The 18,992-nt window shown below is 72.6% G+C and carries 17 protein-coding genes; 6 read left to right on the forward strand and 11 right to left on the reverse strand.

Annotation, left to right across the window (positions count from 1 at the left end):
* Nucleotides 1-4 precede the first annotated feature (4 nt).
* Entirely contained in the window at nucleotides 5-1,342 is a 1,338-nt protein-coding gene (locus tag J2S55_RS33930; RefSeq protein ID WP_306869276.1) for an extracellular solute-binding protein, read from the reverse strand.
* Nucleotides 1,343-1,410: 68 nt separating this feature from the next.
* Complete coding sequence (locus J2S55_RS33935) at nucleotides 1,411-2,607, reverse strand: ROK family transcriptional regulator (RefSeq protein WP_306869279.1); 1,197 nt, start codon at nucleotides 2,605-2,607, stop codon at nucleotides 1,411-1,413.
* Nucleotides 2,608-2,831: 224 nt separating this feature from the next.
* On the opposite strand from J2S55_RS33935, the gene J2S55_RS33940 reads away from it, so the two are divergent.
* The 4 genes from J2S55_RS33940 (at nucleotide 2,832) to J2S55_RS33955 (ending at nucleotide 8,747) form a co-directional block, all read left to right on the forward strand.
* Nucleotides 2,832-5,132, forward strand: a complete 2,301-nt coding sequence (locus tag J2S55_RS33940) for a HelD family protein (protein WP_306875695.1) — start codon at nucleotides 2,832-2,834, stop codon at nucleotides 5,130-5,132.
* Between the two features lie 562 nt (nucleotides 5,133-5,694).
* Nucleotides 5,695-7,362, forward strand: coding sequence for an apolipoprotein N-acyltransferase (lnt, locus tag J2S55_RS33945; protein WP_306869282.1), 1,668 nt, complete (start codon nucleotides 5,695-5,697; stop codon nucleotides 7,360-7,362).
* Nucleotides 7,362-8,108 (forward strand): polyprenol monophosphomannose synthase, encoded by a 747-nt coding sequence (locus J2S55_RS33950; protein ID WP_306869284.1) that lies wholly within the window; start codon nucleotides 7,362-7,364, stop codon nucleotides 8,106-8,108. Before lnt ends, J2S55_RS33950 begins: the two co-directional genes overlap by 1 nt.
* A gap of 93 nt (nucleotides 8,109-8,201) precedes the next feature.
* Nucleotides 8,202-8,747: an FxsA family protein gene (locus J2S55_RS33955; protein WP_306869286.1), complete on the forward strand. Its 546-nt coding sequence runs from the start codon at nucleotides 8,202-8,204 to the stop codon at nucleotides 8,745-8,747.
* 71 nt (nucleotides 8,748-8,818) lie between these two features.
* Here the strand turns inward: J2S55_RS33955 and J2S55_RS33960 are convergent, their stop codons facing one another.
* The 3 genes from J2S55_RS33960 to J2S55_RS33970 form a co-directional block, all read right to left on the reverse strand.
* Nucleotides 8,819-9,262 carry an SRPBCC family protein gene (locus J2S55_RS33960; protein ID WP_306869288.1) on the reverse strand — a complete coding sequence of 148 codons (444 nt, stop codon included), beginning with the start codon at nucleotides 9,260-9,262 and terminating at the stop codon, nucleotides 8,819-8,821.
* A gap of 170 nt (nucleotides 9,263-9,432) precedes the next feature.
* A complete protein-coding gene (locus J2S55_RS33965) occupies nucleotides 9,433-10,272 on the reverse strand; it encodes an NmrA family NAD(P)-binding protein (RefSeq protein WP_306869291.1) in 840 nt (279 codons plus the stop codon).
* A 45-nt stretch (nucleotides 10,273-10,317) separates the two neighbouring features.
* Nucleotides 10,318-11,790, reverse strand: coding sequence for an MFS transporter (locus J2S55_RS33970; RefSeq protein WP_306869294.1), 1,473 nt, complete (start codon nucleotides 11,788-11,790; stop codon nucleotides 10,318-10,320).
* Between the two features lie 305 nt (nucleotides 11,791-12,095).
* On the opposite strand from J2S55_RS33970, the gene J2S55_RS33975 reads away from it, so the two are divergent.
* Nucleotides 12,096-12,593 carry a GNAT family N-acetyltransferase gene (locus J2S55_RS33975; protein ID WP_306869297.1) on the forward strand — a complete coding sequence of 166 codons (498 nt, stop codon included), beginning with the start codon at nucleotides 12,096-12,098 and terminating at the stop codon, nucleotides 12,591-12,593.
* 173 nt (nucleotides 12,594-12,766) lie between these two features.
* Here J2S55_RS33975 and J2S55_RS33980 read toward each other — a convergent pair whose 3' ends face one another.
* The 4 genes from J2S55_RS33980 to J2S55_RS33995 form a co-directional block, all read right to left on the reverse strand.
* The gene (locus tag J2S55_RS33980) at nucleotides 12,767-13,327 is read right to left on the reverse strand and encodes a snapalysin family zinc-dependent metalloprotease (RefSeq protein WP_306869300.1); all 561 of its coding nucleotides are present in this window, start codon (nucleotides 13,325-13,327) and stop codon (nucleotides 12,767-12,769) included.
* 72 nt (nucleotides 13,328-13,399) lie between these two features.
* Complete coding sequence (locus tag J2S55_RS33985) at nucleotides 13,400-14,527, reverse strand: S1 family peptidase (protein WP_306869302.1); 1,128 nt, start codon at nucleotides 14,525-14,527, stop codon at nucleotides 13,400-13,402.
* 117 nt (nucleotides 14,528-14,644) lie between these two features.
* Entirely contained in the window at nucleotides 14,645-15,601 is a 957-nt protein-coding gene (locus J2S55_RS33990; RefSeq protein ID WP_306869306.1) for a nucleoside hydrolase, read from the reverse strand.
* A gap of 61 nt (nucleotides 15,602-15,662) precedes the next feature.
* On the reverse strand, nucleotides 15,663-16,619 hold the full coding sequence (locus tag J2S55_RS33995; RefSeq protein WP_306869309.1) for a sporulation protein: 957 nt from the start codon (nucleotides 16,617-16,619) through the stop codon (nucleotides 15,663-15,665).
* Nucleotides 16,620-16,978: 359 nt separating this feature from the next.
* On the opposite strand from J2S55_RS33995, the gene J2S55_RS34000 reads away from it, so the two are divergent.
* Entirely contained in the window at nucleotides 16,979-17,152 is a 174-nt protein-coding gene (locus J2S55_RS34000) for a hypothetical protein (protein WP_306869312.1), read from the forward strand.
* Between the two features lie 186 nt (nucleotides 17,153-17,338).
* Here J2S55_RS34000 and J2S55_RS34005 read toward each other — a convergent pair whose 3' ends face one another.
* Both J2S55_RS34005 and J2S55_RS34010 read right to left on the reverse strand, forming a co-directional pair.
* Nucleotides 17,339-17,908 carry a hemerythrin domain-containing protein gene (locus tag J2S55_RS34005; protein WP_306869313.1) on the reverse strand — a complete coding sequence of 190 codons (570 nt, stop codon included), beginning with the start codon at nucleotides 17,906-17,908 and terminating at the stop codon, nucleotides 17,339-17,341.
* Nucleotides 17,909-17,962: 54 nt separating this feature from the next.
* Nucleotides 17,963-18,931 carry a TIGR03557 family F420-dependent LLM class oxidoreductase gene (locus J2S55_RS34010; protein ID WP_306869317.1) on the reverse strand — a complete coding sequence of 323 codons (969 nt, stop codon included), beginning with the start codon at nucleotides 18,929-18,931 and terminating at the stop codon, nucleotides 17,963-17,965.
* Between the last annotated feature and the right edge of the window lie 61 nt (nucleotides 18,932-18,992).

The raw sequence follows: 18,992 nt of genomic DNA on the forward strand, positions 1-18,992 counted from the left end.
AGGATCAGCCCCCGGAGAGCTTCAGCTTGTCGTTGACACGCTTGTCGACCCCGGCGAGCCCGGCGTCGAGATCCTTGACCGAGCCCTTCTCCCACTGGTGCATGAACTCCTGGATCGCCTCCTGGTTGAAGGAGCTGTTGACACTGGAGGGCACCGTGCTCGTCTTGGGGTGGCCGAAGATGTCGATGAAGGTCTGGAAGTTCTCGTCCTTCTTCAGGTCCGGAGACTCCAGCGAGGCCTTGGTGGTCGGGACGTTGCGCAGGGCGTTGGACAGGGTGACCAGGGCGGTGGTGTCGGTGGTCAGATACTTCACCAGCTCCCAGGCGGCCTGCGGGTTCTTGGCGCCCTTGGGCACGCCGATCACGGTGCCGGCGGTGAAGCCGCTGCCGTACAGCTCGGGCTTGTCATCGGCGACGGGGAGCGGCGCGGTGCCGTAGTCGAGGCTCCCGGCCTCGTTGGCGATCATGGCGTTGCGCCACTCGCCGTCGAGCACCATGGCGACCTTGCCCTTGTAGAACGGGTGGTCGGCCGACCACTCCTGGCCCAGGCTCTTGCGGAACTTGTCGAGCTTGTCGTAGCCGTACCAGTCGACGAGCTCCTTCTGCCAGCGCAGGAGCTGCTTCCAGGCCGGGTCGGAGCCGATCGCCGAGGTGCCGTCCGGGTTGTACCACTTGGCGCCGACCATGGGGGCCAGGTGCGAGGCGGTGTTCTCGTAGTACTCGAAGCTCGGGATGAAACCGGCGACCTTGATGGTCCCGTCCGCGTCGCGGACGGTGAGCTTCTTGGTGAGCTCGGTCAGCTCCGACAGCGTCTTGGGAGGCTGGCTGCCCTTCATCAGGGCCTTGTTGTAGTAGAGCCCGTAGGCGTCGGCCAGCAGCGGCATCACGCAGCGCCTGCCCTCGAACTCGGTGTAGGAGCGCGAGGCCTCCGGCAGCACCGACAGGTCGATGCCGTCCTGCCGGATCACCTGGGTGAGATCCTGGAACGTTCCGCTCTTGCACCACTGGGCCACGTTGTCGGTGGTGAAGGAGGAGGCGACGTCCGGGGCCTTCCCGCCGCGCACCGCCTGGGTGATCTGGTCGTCCTGGACTCCCTTGACCAGTTTGACGGTGATCTGCGGGAACTTCTGGCGGAACCCGGCGATGGCGTCCTCGAACGCCTTCACCTCGGCGGGCGCCGAGAATCCGTGCCACAGCTCAAGGGCGGTGGCGGGCAGGGACGCCGAGCCCGAGGGTTTGGACTGGGTCCCGAGCGCGGGCGCGCTCTCCTTGCCCGCGGTGCAGGCGGTCAGGGCCGCGGCCGTGAGGGCGGCCGTGGCGAAGGTGAGAAAGCGTCGGTGCACGACGGCTGCCTCCTTGCGTGTGGGGGGAATCACGAGAGGACGGGGGGTCGGGGACGGGGATCGGGTGATCAGGAGGGGACGGTGGAGCCGAAGACCTCGTCGCGGGTGGCGGCGAGGGCGAGGTCGAGGGCCCCGGCCAGGACGGGGTTGCCCTCGACGGTCGACAGCAGCAGGGGTGGCCGGGGGATGGTGAGGGCGTGCAGCTCGTGCTCGACGAGCTCGCGCAGTGTCTCGCCGCCGGCCAGGAGGGTGCCGCCGGTCAGCACGATGATCTCGGGGTCGATGACCGAGGTGATCGAGGCCAGGCCGATCGCCAGCCGGGCGGCGATGTCGCGCAGCCCGGCGCGGGCGTCGTCGGCGCGCCTGCCGGTGGACTGCGAGGTCTGCACGGCGTTCCGCACGGCCTGCGCGGGGGTGGTGCCGCGCAGGCCGTAGGACCTGAGGATCTTGAGTACGGCGGGGCCTCCGGTGAGGGCCTGGTAGCCGTGGTTGGCGTAGCGCCCCGCCTCGCGGGCCGTGGGCGCGCCGGGGGCGGGCATGTAGCCGACCTCGCCGGCGCCGCCGGTGGCGCCCCGGTGCAGCCGGCCGCCCAGCACCAGTGCCGAGCCGAGCCCCTCGTCGGCCCAGAGCAGCACGAAGTCCGGGTGGCCCTGGGCCACGCCGTGCGCCTGCTCCGCCTGGGCGACGAGGTTGACGTTGTTCTCGACGGCGATCTGGAGGCCGAGCCCCCCGCTGAGGGTGGGCACCAGGTCGGGGATGTGCCAGCCGGGCATGTCCTTGCTGGTGGCGTAGCCCAGCCTGCCGGTGCCCGGGTCGAGCGCGCCCTGCACGCCGATGACCGCGCGCCGCAGGTCGGCGGGGGCGCCGGCGCCTTCCAGCGCGGCGCGCACCCGCTCCACCACGTCGCCGGCGGCGCGGCCGGGGGTGGGCAGCCGGTGCTCGCCGATCACGGTGCCGGTGATGTCGGCCACCCTGACGTCGATGTGCGCGGGGGTGACGTCCAGCGCGGCGACGTGCGCGGCGGCCGGGTTGAGCCGGTAGACCTCGGCGGTGCGGCCGGGCAGCCCCTCGCGGATGCCGTCCAGGACGACCAGGCCCGCCTCCTGGAGCCGGGCGAGCAGCTGGGAGGCCGTGGGCTTGGACAGGCCGGTCAGGGCGCCGATCTCCGGACGGGTCAGCGCACCGCGCTCCAGCAGCGCGTGCAGGGCGGCGCGGTCGTTGATCGCGCGCAGCAGGCTGGGGGTGCCCGGCGTGGGCTGAGTCACAGGTCCTCCGTGTCCGCACATCCCGTGCGGTCCCCCGCACAGCAGAGTTAGGAAAGTTTCCTAACTCGAAGTGAATCTAAGGAGCCCATGCGAATCGCGTCAAGCGGAGGGGGTGCGCCGAAATCAACCTGTGATGGCGGGGGGAGGGGCGGATGTCTCGACGGACCTGCTAAGGTGATGGTTTGTCATAACCACAAGCCAATGGCCCGGAGTATCCCATTACTATCAACGATAATGGAGCGACGGCAACCCGTCAACTCGAGCTCGCCAAGGAGCAGGAATACGTCTCCGGCCTCTACGCACGGCTCGACCTGTTGCGCGAGCGCACCCAGCGGCAGCTGGACGGGGTGCTGGCGCAGGGCGGCAGCGGCGGCACGCACCAGAACCGCTCCGAGCGCGACACGTTCGCCGGGATGTACGCCGAACGGCTGGGCCGCCTGTGGGCGGTCGAGAACGGCCTGTGCTTCGGGCGGCTCGACAACGCCGACCGCACCTCCCTCTACATCGGCCGCATCGGCATGGCCGACGACGAGCAGCGGCGGCTGCTGATCGACTGGCGGGCCCCGGTGGCCCAGCCGTTCTACGGCGCCACCCCGGCCGCCTCCATGGGCGTCATCCGCCGCCGGCACCTGCAGACCAAGGGGCGCAAGGTGATCGGGGTCGACGACGACCTGCTCGATCTCGACAGCCTCACCGACGATGCCGCGGCCACCCTCAACGGCGAGGCGGCGCTGCTGGCCTCCATCGCCGCCAAACGCACCGGGCGGATGCGCGACATCGTGGCCACCATCCAGTCCGAGCAGGACCGCATCATCCGCTCGGACCTGAGCGGCGTGCTGGTCGTGCAGGGCGGTCCGGGCACGGGCAAGACGGTGGTGGCCCTGCACCGGGCGGCCTATCTCCTCTACACCCACCGGGACAAGCTGGCCCGCCGGGGCGTGCTCATCCTCGGGCCCAACCTGACCTTCCTGCGCTACATCGAGCAGGTGCTGCCCTCCCTGGGCGAGACCGACGTGCTGCTGTCCACGGTCGCCGAGCTGTACCCGGGGGTCGTCGCCACGGTGAAGGAGTCGCCCGAGGTCGCCGCGCTCAAGGGCGACGGGCGGATGGCCGAGGTGGTGGCGCGGGCCGTACGCGAACGGCAGCGGGTGCCGCGCCAGCCGGTCGACATCCGCCTCGACCGCTACACCCTCAGACTCGACGGCCGCGTCCTGGAGGCCGCCCGCTCCCGGGCGCTCCGCTCCCGCAAGCCGCACAACGAGGCCCGCGGCGTCTTCGTCCGCCACCTGCTCAACGCGCTCGCCCGGCAGGCCGCCCGGCAGCTCGGCAAGGGCATGATCGACGATGACGAGCTGGCCGACCTCCGCGAGGACCTCCGTACGGAGCGTCCCGTCAAGGCCGCGCTGAACAGGCTGTGGCCCTACACCACCCCCCAGCAGCTCCTCATCGGGCTGTTCACCTCGGGCGAGCGGCTGGACCACGCCGCCGGCGACTTCAGCGCCGCCGAGCGCGAGCTGCTGCTGCGTGAGCCGCCGCGTCAGGGGGAGAACTGGTGGGCCGAGTCCGACGTGCCGCTGCTGGACGAGGCCGCCGAGCTGCTCGGCGACATCGACCCGGCGGTGCTGCGGGCCGGGGCGTGGATCGCCGAGGAGGAACAGGCCGCCCGGCGCGCCGCCGCCCTGGACGAGCGTCAGCACCAGCTCACCTACGCCAAGGAGGTGCTGGAGCTGACCGGGCTGTCCGACATCATGGACGCCGAGAAGTTCGCCGCCCGGCACCTGGGCGACGACGTGTACCTGACCACCGCCGAGCGCGCCGCCGCCGACCGCACCTGGGCCTTCGGCCACGTCATCGTCGACGAGGCGCAGGAGCTGTCGGCGATGGACTGGCGGATGGTGATGCGGCGCGTGCCGACCCGGTCGATGACGATCGTCGGCGACCTGGCGCAGACCGGCTCCTCGGCCGGCGCGCGCTCCTGGGGCCGGGTGCTCGACCCGTACGTGTCCGGGCGCTGGCGCGAGGAGCACCTCAGCGTCAACTACCGCACCCCGGCCGAGCTGATGGCCGTGGCCGCCGACGTGCTCACGCTGGTCGGCCCCGATCTCGTCGCGCCCACCTCGGTCCGGGAGACGGGTGCGGCCCCCTGGGCCGCCTCCCCGGTGGAGGCGCTGGCCGACGTCGTCAAGGCCGAGGTCGTCGAGGGCGGACGCCTGGTCGTGATCGTGCCCGAGTCCGGTGTGGCGGAGTTCGGCGAGGTGGTGAGCCGGGCCGTCGACGGCGCGGTCGTGGGGCCGGGGTCGGCCGCCCTGGACGCCCCGGCGGCGGTCCTGACGGTCGCCCAGGCCAAGGGGCTGGAGTTCGACGGGGTCGTCGTGGTGGAGCCGGAGCTGATCCTGCGGGAGTCGCCCCGCGGGGCGAGCGACCTTTACGTCGCGATGACCCGCGCGACACAGCGCCTTGGCGTCGTGCACAGCGGTCCGCTTCCCGAAGCGCTTGCTCGACTTGAGCGACATCCGATCACATGAGACCATTGACGGCTCTCGTCGATCATGTCCCAGCTGCGAAAACTTGATGTTTCCGCTGTTAGTGACACGGTTGACATCTGCGCTGGGGTCGGTAGTTTGCTGCCCAGTCCAGCACGGGACTGGCCGGTTGGCCGCCTTTCGACATCGTCGGTTCCTGCGCCCGTGACGGGGGTGACCCCGTCCACACAGCCAGGCGCAGGGCCGGCGTTCCGTCGAGGCGGGGCACCCCGACCGGGCGGGGGGTTGGACCCAGGAGGGGTCCGGGCACCCAGTAGACAACGGCAATCCGCGCTCGCCGCCGACGGGACGGAACCGGTCCGAAGGGTGGTCCGGGCCCTCTTCCCGCTCCCGTGCCGAGCGCCGCAAGCGTCGGGGTGATCCCCAGGGCATCCGTCCGCCCCTGGGGATCACCCCGTTGCCGCGTTCACGGCCCTGGTCCGGCACCCTTTTTTGGGGGTGTGCCGCGGTGAGCGGTACCGTTCGGGCTAGAGAGCCGGGTGCGTGAGCCGGGCCGGGATGACCGGGCGTCACCGTCCGCACGACACCGCAAGGAGCCCCGCCCGTGGTGCAGGAGAAGACGGCCGCCCCGGCGTCCGGAGCGGCCGGACCGGAGGGACCCGACGGCCCGCCCGGTGGGCCCCGGCCCGAGAGGACCGCCGCGGCGCAGGGCCCGGCCGGAGCCTCGCGCTGGGCGCTGCCGGCCCGGACCGCGGGCGCGGTCGCCGGCGGCCTGCTGCTCTACCTCGCCTTCCCGCCGCTCGGGCTGTGGTTCCTCGCGCCGTTCGGCCTGGCGCTCGCCGTGCTGTCGGTGCACGGCTCGCGCCCCCGCCGCGCCCTGTGGCTCGGCCTCCTCACCGGCCTGGCCTTCCTGCTGCCCGCCCTGCACTGGGTCAGCCCGATCGGGACGGACGCCTGGCTGGGCCTGGTGGCGCTGGAGAGCCTCTTCTACGCGGCCTGGGCCACGGGCACCGCCCTGGCCGTCCGGCTGCCCCTGTGGCCGCTGTGGAGTGCCGCGCTGTGGGTGACGATGGAGTGGGCCCGGGGGCAGTTCCCGTTCGGCGGCTTCCCCTGGGCGCGGGTGGCCTTCAGCCAGGGGGAGTCGCCCTTCACCCCCTACGCGGCCCTCGGCGGGGCGCCGCTGGTGACCTTCGCGGTGGCCCTGTGCGGCGGCCTGATCGCGCTGCTGGCGCTCCGGCTCGCGGCCGCCCCCCGCCGGGGCCGGGCGCTCGCCCTGCCGCTCGCCGGGCTGCTGGCCGTGCCGGCCGCCGCCTACGCCGTCCCCCGCCCCGGCGACGAGGGCAGGACCGTCACCGTCGGCGTCATCCAGGGCAACGTCCCGGGCCGGGGCATGCACCCCCTCGGGGACGAGCCGGCCGTGGTCCTGGGCAACCACACCCGCATGCTCCACGAGATGGCACAGGCCGTACGGGAGGGGCGGACGCCCCGGCCGGACATCGTCGTGCTGCCGGAGAACTCCACCGACATCGACCCCTACCGCAGCGACTTCGCCCGCCGCGAGATCGACGCGGCGGTGAAGGACATCGGGGTGCCCGTCCTGGTCGGCGCCGTCGTGGGCATCGGGCAGGACAACCGCGCCACGCGCAGCCTGGTGTGGGACCCGGTCACCGGCCCCGGCGCCTACTACGACAAGCAGCAGCTCGTCCCCTTCGGCGAATACACCCCGCTCAAGTCCCTCGTGCTGGCCCTGTTCGAGCGGGCGGGCCTGGTCGGCAAGCAGTCGGTGCCCGGCACCCGCGACGGCGACCTGAAGCTGGGCCCGGTGACGGTCGGCGCGATCAACTGCTACGAGGTGGCCTTCGACGGCGTCGTGGGCGACACCGCCCGGACGGGCGCCAGCCCCCTGGTGGTGCAGACCAACAACGCCACCTACGCGCTGACCAACCTGCCGGCCCAGCAGCTGGCCATGTCCCAACTGCGTGCCGTCGAACACAACCGCGCGGTGGTAACCTCCGCGATCACGGGTATATCCGCTTACGTGACCCCCGATGGCACGGTCGCCTGGCGCACCGGAGAGCTCGTCCCCGCGGCGAACGTGCTGACCGTTCCGGTCAGAACCGCCGAAACGATCGCCACCCGTGTGGGGGCGCTGCCCGAATGGGCCTTGATACTTGTGAGTGCGGGCGCGTTGGCCGCCGCCTGGCGGCGGCGGCCCCGTAGCCTGGTGCACTCCGTGAACCAGGAAGGTGACCAGCAGGTGGGAGACGCGTGATGGAGCGGATGCTTGGCCGGGTGCTCGTCATCGTCCCGACGTACAACGAGCGGGAGAACCTGCCGATGATCGTCGGGCGGCTGCGCACCGCGCTGCCCGAGGCGCACCTGCTGGTCGCCGACGACAACAGCCCCGACGGCACCGGCGCGGTCGCCGACGCGCTGGCGACCGAGGACGACCACGTCCACGTGCTGCACCGGCCGGGCAAACAGGGCCTGGGCGCCGCCTACATCGCCGGCTTCCGCTGGGGGCTGGCCGAGGGCTTCGACGTCCTGGTGGAGATCGACGCCGACGGTTCCCACCAGCCCGAGGAGCTGCCCAAGCTGCTGGAGGCGCTGGCCGACGGGGCCGACCTGGTGATCGGCTCCCGGTGGGTGCCCGGCGGCAAGGTGGTCAACTGGCCCGGCTCGCGGGAGTTCCTGTCGCGCGGCGCCAACGTCTACACCCGGATGATGCTCGGCCTCCCGGTCCGTGACTCCACCGCGGGGTTCCGCGCCTACCGGGCCGCCACCCTGGAGAAGATCGGCCTGGACGACGTGGAGTCGCAGGGCTACTGCTTCCAGGTGGACCTGACCCTGCGCACGGTCCGCCATGGCCTGCGCGTCACCGAGGTGCCCATCATGTTCGTGGACCGCACCGTCGGGGCGAGCAAGATGAGCCGGGCCGTCGTGGGGGAGGCGCTGTGGCGGGTCACCCTGTGGGGCTTCTCCGGTCTCCCCGGACGCCTGCGCCGCCCGCCGCGCTGAAGCCGGACCGGCGCCGCCCGGATGACGGCGGAACGCTACGGCGCTCCGGTGCGTTGTCACTTCCGTACGGCTGCCGTGTGAGTTGAGGGAAAAATGCGCTTTCTGCTGGTTCTCGCCTTCCTGGCGGTCCCGGTCCTGGAGATCCTGGTGTCCGTCCGGATCGGCCAGGCCATCGGCGTGTGGCCCGCGATCGCCCTGCTGGCCGCCGGGGGCCTCCTCGGTTCCTGGATCGTCCGCCGGGAGGGGCGCAAGGCCTGGCGCAAGCTCCAGGAGGCGATGCAGACCGGCCGGATGCCCGAGCCGGGGGCGCCCGGCGGGGCCATGACCGTCGCCGGCGGGGTGCTGCTGGCGATCCCGGGCTTCCTCACCGACGTCGTCGGCCTGCTGTTCCTCCTGCCGTTCACCCAGCCGCTGGTGCGCGCGCTCGGCGCCCGGTTCCTCGCCCGCCGGATCCGCACCCTCGCCGAGCGGACGGCGGGCCCCGGCCTCGGCACGCCGTTCGGCGGCATGGACTCGCCCTTCGGCGGGGTGCCCGGCCAGCGGGACGGCTCCGGCCCGGTCATCCACGGCGAGGTCATCCGGGACGAGCCGGGCAGCTCCGCCGGCCACGACTCCGGCCGAGGCATCACCGGCCGCTGAGTCCCGCAGGTCACGGCTCCGGTCGAGGTGTTGCTGGCCGCTGAGCTCCGCAGGTCACGGCTCCGGCGGCGTCACCGGCCGCTGAGGTCGGCCAGGCGGCGGAGCGAGAGCCGTAGCAGCGCCGCGCTCAGCGGCCGGACCAGCGGCCAGCCGAGCCGCCCGGCCGGGCCGTACGGCAGGTCGAGCTCCTCCTCCCAGACGATCGTGCTGCCGCCGCCCTCATGGGGCAGCACACGGAAGACCCCGGTGCCGCGCACCAGCCGCCCGGTGTGCCGGACCGCCACCGCCGTGGGCGGATCCCACTCGGTGATCTCCATGGTGTCGAGGAACCCGACGGGGCCCAGCCCGCTGAAGGCGGCCAGCCGGCTCCCCACGCTCCGGCCGTCGCCGGCGGCGACGCGCGCGCGGGTCAGGACCATCCACTCGCCGTGGCGCGGCCAGTCGGTCAGCACGGAGAACACCCGTTCCGGCTCTGCGGCCGCCTCCACCGAGACGCTGATGCGGGAGTGAGTCACCTTCCGATCCTTCCTCGCAGCCGCTACCGCCGAAACCGCGGCCCGGCGCTCCCGCGGCCCGGCGTTCCCGCGCCGCGGCGGCCCGCGGGGCTCGCGGTCCTCCTGGCGCCCGGCGGCGCGGGACGGGCGGCCCGCCGCTGACCTGCGGCGGGGCCCGTCAACCGCACCGCCTACCGGGTGAAGTCGCCCGCGTGGTCCTCGGCCCAGACCGCGAAGCCGCGGGCCGGGTGGCCGGTCAGCTCCTCGACCGTCCGGGTGGTCTCGACCGGCGAGCCGTCGTTGGAGCGCCACCAGTCGAGCAGCGCGTCGGCGAAGCTCCCGGGGATGTAGTCGGCCATCTCCGCCTTCCACGCCGCGCGGCTGACGGCCTCGACCGCGACGGGCCGGCCCGTCACGCGGGAGATGTGGCCGATCTGCTCCCGGAAGGTGACGGACTCCGGCCCAGTCAGGGTGTACTTCCCGCCGCTCAGCCGGGGATCGGTCAGTACGGCGAGCGCCGCCTCGGCGATGTCCGCCTCGTGGATGGGGTCGGTGTGGGAGTCGGGGTAGGGCAGGCTCACCGCCCCGGTGGACTTGATGGGCCAGGACCACTGCAGCGCGTTGCTCGCGAAGGAGCCCGGCCGCAGGAACGTCGACTCGACGGGTGAGGCCGCGAGGGCTCTCTCGACCTCCAGGTGCGACCTGGCGATGGGGTCCTCGCCGGCGCCGGGGCCGAGCACCGCGCTGGTCGACAGCAGCACGATGTGCCGGACCCCGGCGTCGGCGGCCTGCTCGACGAACGCGTCGATGTGCGACGGCTCGGCGTAGAGGAAGACGGAGGTGACCCCCTTGAGCGCGGCGGGGAAGGTGGCCGGGTCGGCGAGGTGGCATCGCACCGCCGGCACGTCTCCGGGCAGGTCGAGCTTGTCGGGGCTGCCGGAGGCGGCCCGCGCGTCGAGGCCCCGGCTCCTCAGGAGGGTCAGGAGCGTGCCGCCGACGAGTCCGCGGGCTCCGGTGACGAGAATGGTCATGGTGGATTTCCTTTTCACGGTCGGTGTGGCTGTGGACGAGAAGATCTAGTGGTGGCCCTGGGGCCGTGCCCGGCGGGGCAGCAGCCGGACGAGACAGCAGCTGACGGCGGTGACGGCGGCGACGAGGGCGAGGCTCCAGATCACGGCCCGGGTCTGGCCGCCGGTGGCCAGGGTGTTGAAGTAGACGGTGGTCACCGCGGCCGCCCCCAGGGCGTTGGCCAGCTGCTGGACCGCGCTGAGCGAGCCGCCGGCGCTGCCGGCCTCCTCGGGGGCGATGTCGCCGATGGTGACGTCGTAGATGGTCCCGAAGCAGGTCCCCATGCCCAGTCCGATGATCAGGACCGGTGGCACGAGGGCCCAGGGGCCCACCGAGGTCCCGGCCGACAGGACGAGGACGAGCAGCCAGCCGGTGCCCGCCAGGGTGATGAGCAGGCCGATGAGGACGAGATCGCGCCCGAGCCGGCCGATGAGCCGGTAGGAGGCGATGGAGGCGATGACGATGCCCACCGCGACCGGCGTCAGGCCGAGCGCCGTCTTGAGGGGCGGGTGGCCGAGGCCGTTCTGCACGTAGAGGGACAGCACGTAGAGCAGGCCGGAGACCGCGGCGAAGAAGGCGACGCCGAGGACGAGGCCCGAGGTGAACCCCCGGTTGCGCAGCAGCGACGGCTTGATCAGCGGGGCGGCGGCCGTGTGCTGGCGCCGGCAGAACAGGCCGAAGAAGGCGGCGCCGCCGGCGACGGACAGGACGGGGAGGAGCCCCCATCCGTTGGCTGACCCGTCGATCAGGCCGAAGATCAGCCCGAGCATGGCCGCGGCGAGCAGGCCGGAGCCGACGCCGTCGACGGTGGTGGCGGGGTCGCCGGTGTCCTTCGGCAGGAGCTTGACCGCGGCGAGGATCGCGAGGCCGCCGAGCACGATGTTGATCAGGAACATGGAGCGCCAGCCCAGCCCGGCGAGGTCGGCCTCGATGAGGAAGCCGGCCATGATGGGGCCGCCGACGGCGGAGATCCCCATCACCGGGGCGAAGGCGCTGAACGCCTTGCCGATCTGGTCGCGCGGGAAGACCGAGCCGAGGATGCCGAACCCCTGCGGGATCAGCAGGGCGCCGAAGGCGCCCTGGAGGAGCCGGGCGATGACGATCGACGCGGGGGTGACGGCCAGGCCGCAGGCGATCGAGGCGAGCGTGAAGCCGGTGATCCCGATGAGGAAGAGGCGCCGGCGGCCGTATCTGTCGCCGAGCCGGCCGCCGACCACGAGGAGGACGCCGAGGGCGAGGGCGTAGCCGGCCCCCAGCCACTGGATGAGGGGCTCGCCTCCGTGGAGGTCGTCGGCGATGGTGGGGGCGGCGATGTTGGTGATCGTCGCGTCGAGGAGGTCCAGGACGTCGGCGCTGAGGATGACGGCGAGGACGGCCCACCGTCTTCTCGGGGAGAGCGCCCCCTTTCCGGGGGAGGCCGTCTCCGCTCCGGGGGAGGCCGTCTCCGCGACGGCGGCGGTGGGGTGGGCGGGCGTGGACAAGAGCGTGACTCTTTCGGGAAAGGAGTGCGGGGCGCGCTGAACGCGCCCACGACACATATATTGCGTGGCACAGATATTGCGTCACGCAGATAAATGTGAGGCAGGCGGGGCCCGGTGTCAAGTCCGGGGCAGGACGGGAGCAGGGCAGGGGCCGGAAGGGGGCTGGGAGGGGGCTGGGAGGGGGCTGGGAGGGAGCGGGGCCGGAAGGGAGCAGGGCAGGGCCAGGGCGGGGCCGGGGGGCGCCGCCGGTCCGGGGGCTGCCAGGATTCTCCGGTAGCCGCAACCGGAGTCAGGGGGTCCCGCACATGACCGCATCGGCGGAGAGGGCCGGAGTGATCGTGGTCAGGGCCGTCGCCTGGGACGACGCCGCGGCCGTCGCGCTGCGCGAGGCGATGGAGGAGGAGATGGGCGCCCGGTACGCCGACCGGCTCGCCTCGAAGGTGGACTACCTGCCGCGCGGCATGAACGTCGAACCCGGGTCCGTCGTCTACACCGGGGTCGCCTACCTCGGCGCCGACCTGCCGGTCGGGCACATCGCGCTCCGCCGGCTCGGCGCCGAACTGGAGCTCAAGCGGATGTTCGTGGTCCCGTCCCACCGGGGCGCGGGCGTGGCGCGCCCGCTGCTGGCCGCGGCCGAGGACGCGGCCCGCGCGCTCGGCGGGAGGCGGATCATCCTGCAGACCGGAGACCGCCAGCCGGACGCCGTGCGGGTGTACCGGCGGGAGGGGTACGTCCCCATCCCGGTCTTCCCTCCCTACGAGCGGCTGGAGGGCTCCTGCTGCTTCGAGAAGCGGCTGGCCTGAGCCCTGCCGTACCGGAACGTCGAGCCCCTCCCGGGGGGCCCGCGCGCGGACCTTCCGGAAGGGGCTCGATGTCGCCGGCCTCCCTCGGGGGGAGTCGCCGGGCTCTCGTGGGGAGGGGTGGGATCCGCCGGCCCGGTGAGGCGGCCGGCCGGGCCGGACGGATCCTCCCGGTGCTACGGCAGGGCGGCCTCGGGACTGTCGACGTAGATCTCGCCGAAGTCGATGACCGGGGTGGAGCCGGCGAAGTTCCGCTCGACCTCAGCCTTCTCGGCCGCGTTCGGATAGGGGTTGGTGCAGCTCACACCCGCGCTCGCACCGGACATCAGATCGCTGCACCGGCCGGTGCGGCGGTCGGGCAGTCCCAGGATGTGGCCGATCTCATGGGCAGAGATGCGCAGCGGGTTGTGGCCCTGAGCGGTCGCCTGCCTGCCGATCCACACGGTGCCGCGGCCCAGACCGGTGGGCTGGGCGCGGGGCCAGCCGTTGTCGGCCAGCACGACGAAGTCCGCCGGGCTGCCGGCCACCAGGCGCACGTTGACCACGCTGGAGTTCCAGATCTGTGCCGCCTGGTCCACGGCCGAGCGGAACTCGGCCGCCCGGCTGGCGTCGTAGCGGAGCACGCGCACCGCGGACGCCTGCTGCGTGCCGGTCCCGGCGGCCTGGGCGGCCGGCGCTGTCGCCAGGAAGGCGAGTCCCAGGACGAAGGCGACGGTGAGACGGATGATCCTTGACACTTCTGTCAGACCTCCTCGGCCGTTGGGGGGTGCTCGTCAGGACGGGTCAGGACGAGGTGGTGAGGAGGATGATCAGCCGACGGTCAGGGTGAGGCCGTAGACCGACAGGGCCTCGTTGACCGGCTGGTGGTAGGTCGTGCCGCCGCTCCTGCAGTTGCCGGAGCCGCCCGAGGTCATGCCCTGGGCCTGACTGCCGGAGATGAACGAGCCGCCGGAGTCGCCCGGCTCGGCGCAGGCGCTGGTGCGGGTCAGGCCGCTCACCGTGCCCTGCGGGTAGGTCACGCTGGCGTTGTGCTGCTGGATGGTGCCGCAGCGCCAGCCGGTGGTGGAACCGGAGCGGCAGATCGAGGAGCCGACCACGGCCTGCGTGGAGCCGCGGACGACGACGTTGGCGCCGCCGGACCCCTTCACCCAGGGCCTGGGGGTGTTGCCGGGGGCGGCGACCCAGGCGTAGTCGTTGCCGGGGAACGACGAGCCCTGGAAGGTGCCGGTCGGGTTGGTGGTGGAGGCGCCGGCCCTGCCGCAGTGGCCCGCGGTGACGAAGCCGGGCGTGCTCCCCTTGGTGACGGAGAAGCCGATGCTGCAACGGGTGGTGCCGTTGATGTAGTAGGCGTTCCCGCCGATGATGTCGATGAAGGGCTTGGGCTGTTCGGCGGAGACCGTCACGCGGACCGCGTCCTTGTCCACGCCGGCGGCGGCCACGAGGGCCTCGCCCGCGGCCTGCTGCGCGGCCAGGACCACGACGGTGTTGGTCGGCAGGTCGACATACCACAGGGAGGCGCCGGCCTTCGCCTGCGCCGGAGCCTGGTCGAGCTGGTCCTTGACCGCGTTGAGCTGCGCCAGGGTGCGGCTGACGACCACGGGCTGGGCGCCCTTGGCCTTGATGGCGTCGGCGGTGGAGGCGTCGCTGGTGGCGACGAGGAGCTGGGAGGCGTCGCCGTTGAGCCAGGCGCCGGCGTACTTGTCGCCGAGCGCGCCGCTCAGGGCGGATTCCGTGGTCATGGCGCGCTCCTCGTTGGCCAGCCGCGCGACGGCCTGCTCGGCGGTGAGGCCGAGGTCGCGCTGGAGGGCGTCGATGACCGAGGGGGACGGCGGCTTGGGGGCGAGGGGAGCGGGCGCTGCGGCGGCGGGTGCCAGGCTGGAGACCATGTACAGGGCGACGGTGGCGGCTCCGGCCAGGAGGGAACCTCGACTGAACATACGCACTCCTTGTGAGGGGTGCTGTCAAGGTATTGGCCGTGCCGCGCCGAGGGATGTGCCAAAAAACCCCTATCACGGTGTTATGGGGCTCGTTACCGATTTACCGGGCTCCGGCGGTCATCGGGTCAGCACCTCGATGAAGCCGGCGACGGAGCGGGCCGAGTCGACCTCCATGATCACTCTGGTGTCCGGAACGCTCCGGCGGGGCGAGCGCGGCCCCTGTCCGGCCCGGACGCGCATCAGGTGCGCGCGCGCCAGCGGTCCGTCGCCCACCACGCGGACCGGGCCGGTCGCGGACGCGGTCGCGAGGCCCGGGTCCAGCAGGATGCCGGCCGCCAGCGGGTCGTGCAGCGGGACGGCCCGGCGCCCCCACCTTCCCCGGTAGGAGTCGAGGTAGGCGTCCAGGATCTCGCAGGCGAAGCGGGCGCGGGCGGTGCCGGCGGCGCGCAGCGGGCCCAGGGCCGCCTCGTCCAGGACCGTCACGCCGGTGACGTTGACGCCGACCGCCACCAGCTCGTTGCGGGGAGCGGACAGGACCGTCCGCGCGGCCGCCGGGTCGTTGACGATGTTGGTGTCGGCCGTCAGCGCCCGGCCCGGCCCGGTGCGGGGACCCGAGCCCCCCATCATCACCACCGAGCGGTAGCCGGTGAGCAGGTCGGGAGCCCTGCGCAGGGCCAGGGCCAGGTTGGTCAGCGGGCCGAGCGCCAGCAGGTCGAGCTCGCCGGGATGCTCGCGGGCGAGCCGTACCAGCAGCTCGGCGCCCGACTCCCCGGTGACCTGCGGCAGCGGGCGGTCGTAGCCCCGGTCCCCGAGACCGTCGGCGCCGTGCGCGCCCGCGGCGGCGGGCGCGCGCCCGGACAGCGCCCGGTCCGCGCCGCGGGCGATCGGCACCTCCAGGCCGAGCAGCCGGGTGACGTAGCCGATGTTGCGCGCGGCGTCCTCCTCGGCGCAGTTGCCGAACACCGAGGTGACGGCGGTGATCTCGGCGTCCGGGCGGCCCGCGAGGTAGAGCAGGGCGAGCGCGTCGTCTATGCCGGTGTCGGTGTCGACGACGACGCGGCGGACCTGGCTCATGAGTCCATCCTGGCCGGGACCCGGGCGGGCCGCTCCCATCGGGGAGCGGCCCGCCCGCTCCTCACTCCTCTTCCTCGTCGCCCTCGAAGAAGTCGCCGATCTCGTCGATCGCCTCGGCGGCCACGAACCCGCCCACCATGCCCGCCGCTCCGGCCGCCACGACCGCGCCCATGCCGGGCCCGCCGTGGTGGCCGTGGTGGCCGTGGTGGTCGTGGTGGTCGTCGTGGTAGCCCCCGTAGGGGGCGCCGCGGTGTCCGGCCAGGCCGTTCAGCCACGTGGTGATCTCGGCGCCCCAGTCCATCTGGAGGGCCTGCTCGTGGCTCACCTGGAAGCGCCCGAAGGAGTCGTGGCCGGAGCCGTGCCCGCCGCGCTTGTCCGCCTCCAGGATGACCTCAAGCCGGCCGGCGTCGGCCACGAAGGTCAGCTCGACCTCGTTGACCAGCCCCGCGTACTGGGGCGGCGGGTAGAACTCGATCTCCTGGTAGAACGGCAGCGACTGCTGCACGCCGTACAGCCGGCCGGATTCCAGGTCGGCGCTCCTGAAGTGGAAGCCCAGCCCGGAGAAGCCCGCCAGCACGGCCTCCTGGGAGGGCAGAGCCGCCACGGAGAAGGGGTCGAGGTCGCCCTTGTCGACCGCCTTGGCGATCGCCAGCTCGGTGCGCACGCCCATGGCCATGCCGCTCAGCGGCCGGCCCTGGACTTCGGTGAGCGGCGTCTCCCAGGGCACCGGCACCTGGAACGGGATGGCGCGCTCCTCGCCGACGCCCAGCTTGAAGGGGCCGGAGACCTCGGCGCGGAAGAACTCCCCGAGACCGCTGTGCTCACCCTCGCTGTGCTCGGTCTCGATCCTCGCGACCAGCCCGAGGGTGACGTGCTCGATCTCCGCCTCGAAATCCCCTCCCTTGATCCGGACCTCTCCGCTCAGGGACCCGCCGGGCGAGACGCGGGACACGGCCAGGACGGTGTCCACCGAGGGACCTCCGACGCCGAAGGCTCCCAGCAGCCGTTTGAAGACCACGGATATCTCTCTCCTGTTGTGGTGACGTAACCGAAACGGCGAACGAGTGATCGCCGCCCACGGTTCCCGGGATCACGCGGTTGGGGCCCTCTTCCGGGACCGCCTGCCCCGCATCCGGTGCGTGATCGTCGATCTCTGACAGCGATCAAGTAGGACAGCGTCAAATCATTGGTTCTGGGCAGCCGGAACCAGCGGGGGATAGATTGCTGCCTCACACGGACGGCTGACCGGTCAGCCGGTCCCGGCCGCCACTGCCGGCCCGCCCCTCAGGGCTGGAGCGTTCCACGCGCCGTCCGTGAGCGCGGGCCGCCCGGGAGCCGGCGCGTCACCGTCCGAACGCCACAGGAGGACACGCGCCCATGACTCACGACCCCGCCGACGACGGTGGATCCGGGTGGGAGGAGGGGGAGGCGCTGCCGCGCCGCAGCGACGCGCCCCGGTGCCCGCACACCGAGATCGACCGCCGCTGCGTCCTGCCGCCCGGCCACGAACTGGAGCACGTCTACCCGCACCAGCAGGCCGCCGCGCGGTGATCGCGGGCGGCCGTGCTCCGCAGGGGCCGCCGGCCCGCGGCCCCTGCGGCCGGAGAAGCCGGGGGCCGAAGAACGCCGTCCGCTCTTCCCGCCGTCGGCTCTTCCCACCGTCCGGTCTTCCCGCCGTTCCGCTCTTCCCGCCGTCGGCTCTTCCCACCGTCCGGTCTCCCCACCGCGCGCGGCGGATCAGTCCTTGCCCCGTCCGGTGATCGCGTCCCGGACCCGGTCGACCAGGCCGGTGAGCGGTGCCAGCAGCTTGTTGGCCGGAGGGGTGTCCGGCGCGGCCGGGTGCGGCCGGGTGGGCGCGATCTTCTTCACCGCCTCGACCTTGTGGCCCAGCTCGGCCAGCTGTGAGGGGCGGGCGTACTCGCGCAGCATGGGGAAGAGCTCGCCCTCCTCCTCCTGCACGTGCGCGCGGATCTCTCTCATCAGCCGCTCCAGCAGGACGGCGTGACGGGAGTCGGCGACATCGGTCGTCTCCAGCTCCTTCATGGTCCGCTCGGCCTCGGCGTGCTCGGCCAGCTCGCGGTCCGCGAGCTCGGCGCCGCCGGGCACCAGATCCCGCACGGCCGGGTACAGGTAGGCCTCCTCGGCGACCGAGTGGCGCACCAGCTCGATGATGACCTTCTCCGTCAGCTCCCCGCGCCGTCCGACGTCGCTCTCACCGAGCCGCTCCAGCTCGCCGAACATCTGTTCCACCTCGCGGTGGTCGTGCGTCAGCACGGTGATGACATCCGTGTCCTGATCCGCGTTCATCAATGGCTCCTTCTCCGCGTACGCGGGCATGCGTCGTTCATCGGTCTGCGTGATTCACGGCAGGCGCCGGAGGGCGGGCAGGAGTTCCTTCTCCGACCAGTCGAAGAACTCCTGCTGGTGCTCGTGGCCGATCTGGACCAGGGCGACGTGGGTGAATCCGGCGTCGGTGTATCTGCGCACCGCCTCCACGACCGCCTCCACATCGGAGCCGCACGGCACCGTCTCCGCGACGTCCTCCGGGCGCACGGTCTCGGCGTAGGCGGCGAAGTTGACCGGGGCGGGCAGCTCGGCCATGACCTTCCAGCCCGCCGCGGCCCAGCGCCACAGCCGGTGCGCCCGTTCCAGGGCCGCCTTGGGATCGGGGTCGTAGGAGATGGGCAGCTGGCCGTAGACCGGCCTGCCCTGGCCGCCGGCGGCGGCGAACCGCTCGACGAGTCCGCCGTCCGGATCGGTCGCCACCAGCCCGTCCCCGTACTCGGCGGCGATCTCCGTCGACCTGTCGCCGGAGGCGGCGATCGCCAGGGGGACCGGGCGCTCCGGCAGATCGAACAGCTTGGCCGAGTCGACGTCGAAGAACTCGCCCCGATAGGTCGTGTAGCCGCCCTCGAACAGCTCCTTGATGATCTCGATCGCCTCGCGGAACATCTCGTGCCGGGTGTTGACCGGCGGCCAGCCGTGGCCGATCACGTGCTCGTTGAGGTTCTCCCCGGCGCCCAGCCCCAGGGTGAACCGGCCCTGGGTCAGGGCGCCCATCGTGGCGGCCTTCTGGGCCACCACCGCGGGGTGGTAGCGCATGATCGGGCAGGTCACGTAGGTCATCAACGGCAGGCGCTCGGTCGCGTGCGCAGCCGCGCCCAGCACCGACCAGGCGTACGGCGAATGCCCCATCTCCTCCAGCCACGGGAAGTAGTGGTCGGAGATGGCCGCGTAGTCGAAGCCGATCCGCTCCGCCGTGGCGACGTCGTCCACCAACTGCCGGGCCGGCGTCTGCTCACACATCATCGTGTAACCGATCTCTGCCATGCCCCGGTCCCTACCCAGCCCCCTGGGGACCTCGCCGGAGAGCGGAGAAACTTGGCCTTCT

Origin of the sequence: Streptosporangium brasiliense, assembly GCF_030811595.1 — a bacterium.
GTDB classification, from domain to species: Bacteria; Actinomycetota; Actinomycetes; order Streptosporangiales; family Streptosporangiaceae; genus Streptosporangium; species Streptosporangium brasiliense.

Excerpts from the sequence above, each read along its gene's own strand:
- J2S55_RS33975 (WP_306869297.1), top strand. The coding sequence starts at position 12,096 with ATGACCGCATCGGCGGAGAGGGCCGGAGTGATCGTGGTCAGGGCCGTC.
- J2S55_RS33950 (WP_306869284.1), top strand. The coding sequence starts at position 7,362 with ATGGAGCGGATGCTTGGCCGGGTGCTCGTCATCGTCCCGACGTACAAC.
- J2S55_RS34010 (WP_306869317.1), bottom strand. The coding sequence starts at position 18,931 with ATGGCAGAGATCGGTTACACGATGATGTGTGAGCAGACGCCGGCCCGG.
- J2S55_RS33965 (WP_306869291.1), bottom strand. The coding sequence starts at position 10,272 with ATGACCATTCTCGTCACCGGAGCCCGCGGACTCGTCGGCGGCACGCTC.
- J2S55_RS33955 (WP_306869286.1), top strand. The coding sequence starts at position 8,202 with ATGCGCTTTCTGCTGGTTCTCGCCTTCCTGGCGGTCCCGGTCCTGGAG.
- J2S55_RS34000 (WP_306869312.1), top strand. The coding sequence starts at position 16,979 with ATGACTCACGACCCCGCCGACGACGGTGGATCCGGGTGGGAGGAGGGG.
- J2S55_RS33985 (WP_306869302.1), bottom strand. The coding sequence starts at position 14,527 with ATGTTCAGTCGAGGTTCCCTCCTGGCCGGAGCCGCCACCGTCGCCCTG.
- J2S55_RS34005 (WP_306869313.1), bottom strand. The coding sequence starts at position 17,908 with ATGAACGCGGATCAGGACACGGATGTCATCACCGTGCTGACGCACGAC.
- J2S55_RS33990 (WP_306869306.1), bottom strand. The coding sequence starts at position 15,601 with ATGAGCCAGGTCCGCCGCGTCGTCGTCGACACCGACACCGGCATAGAC.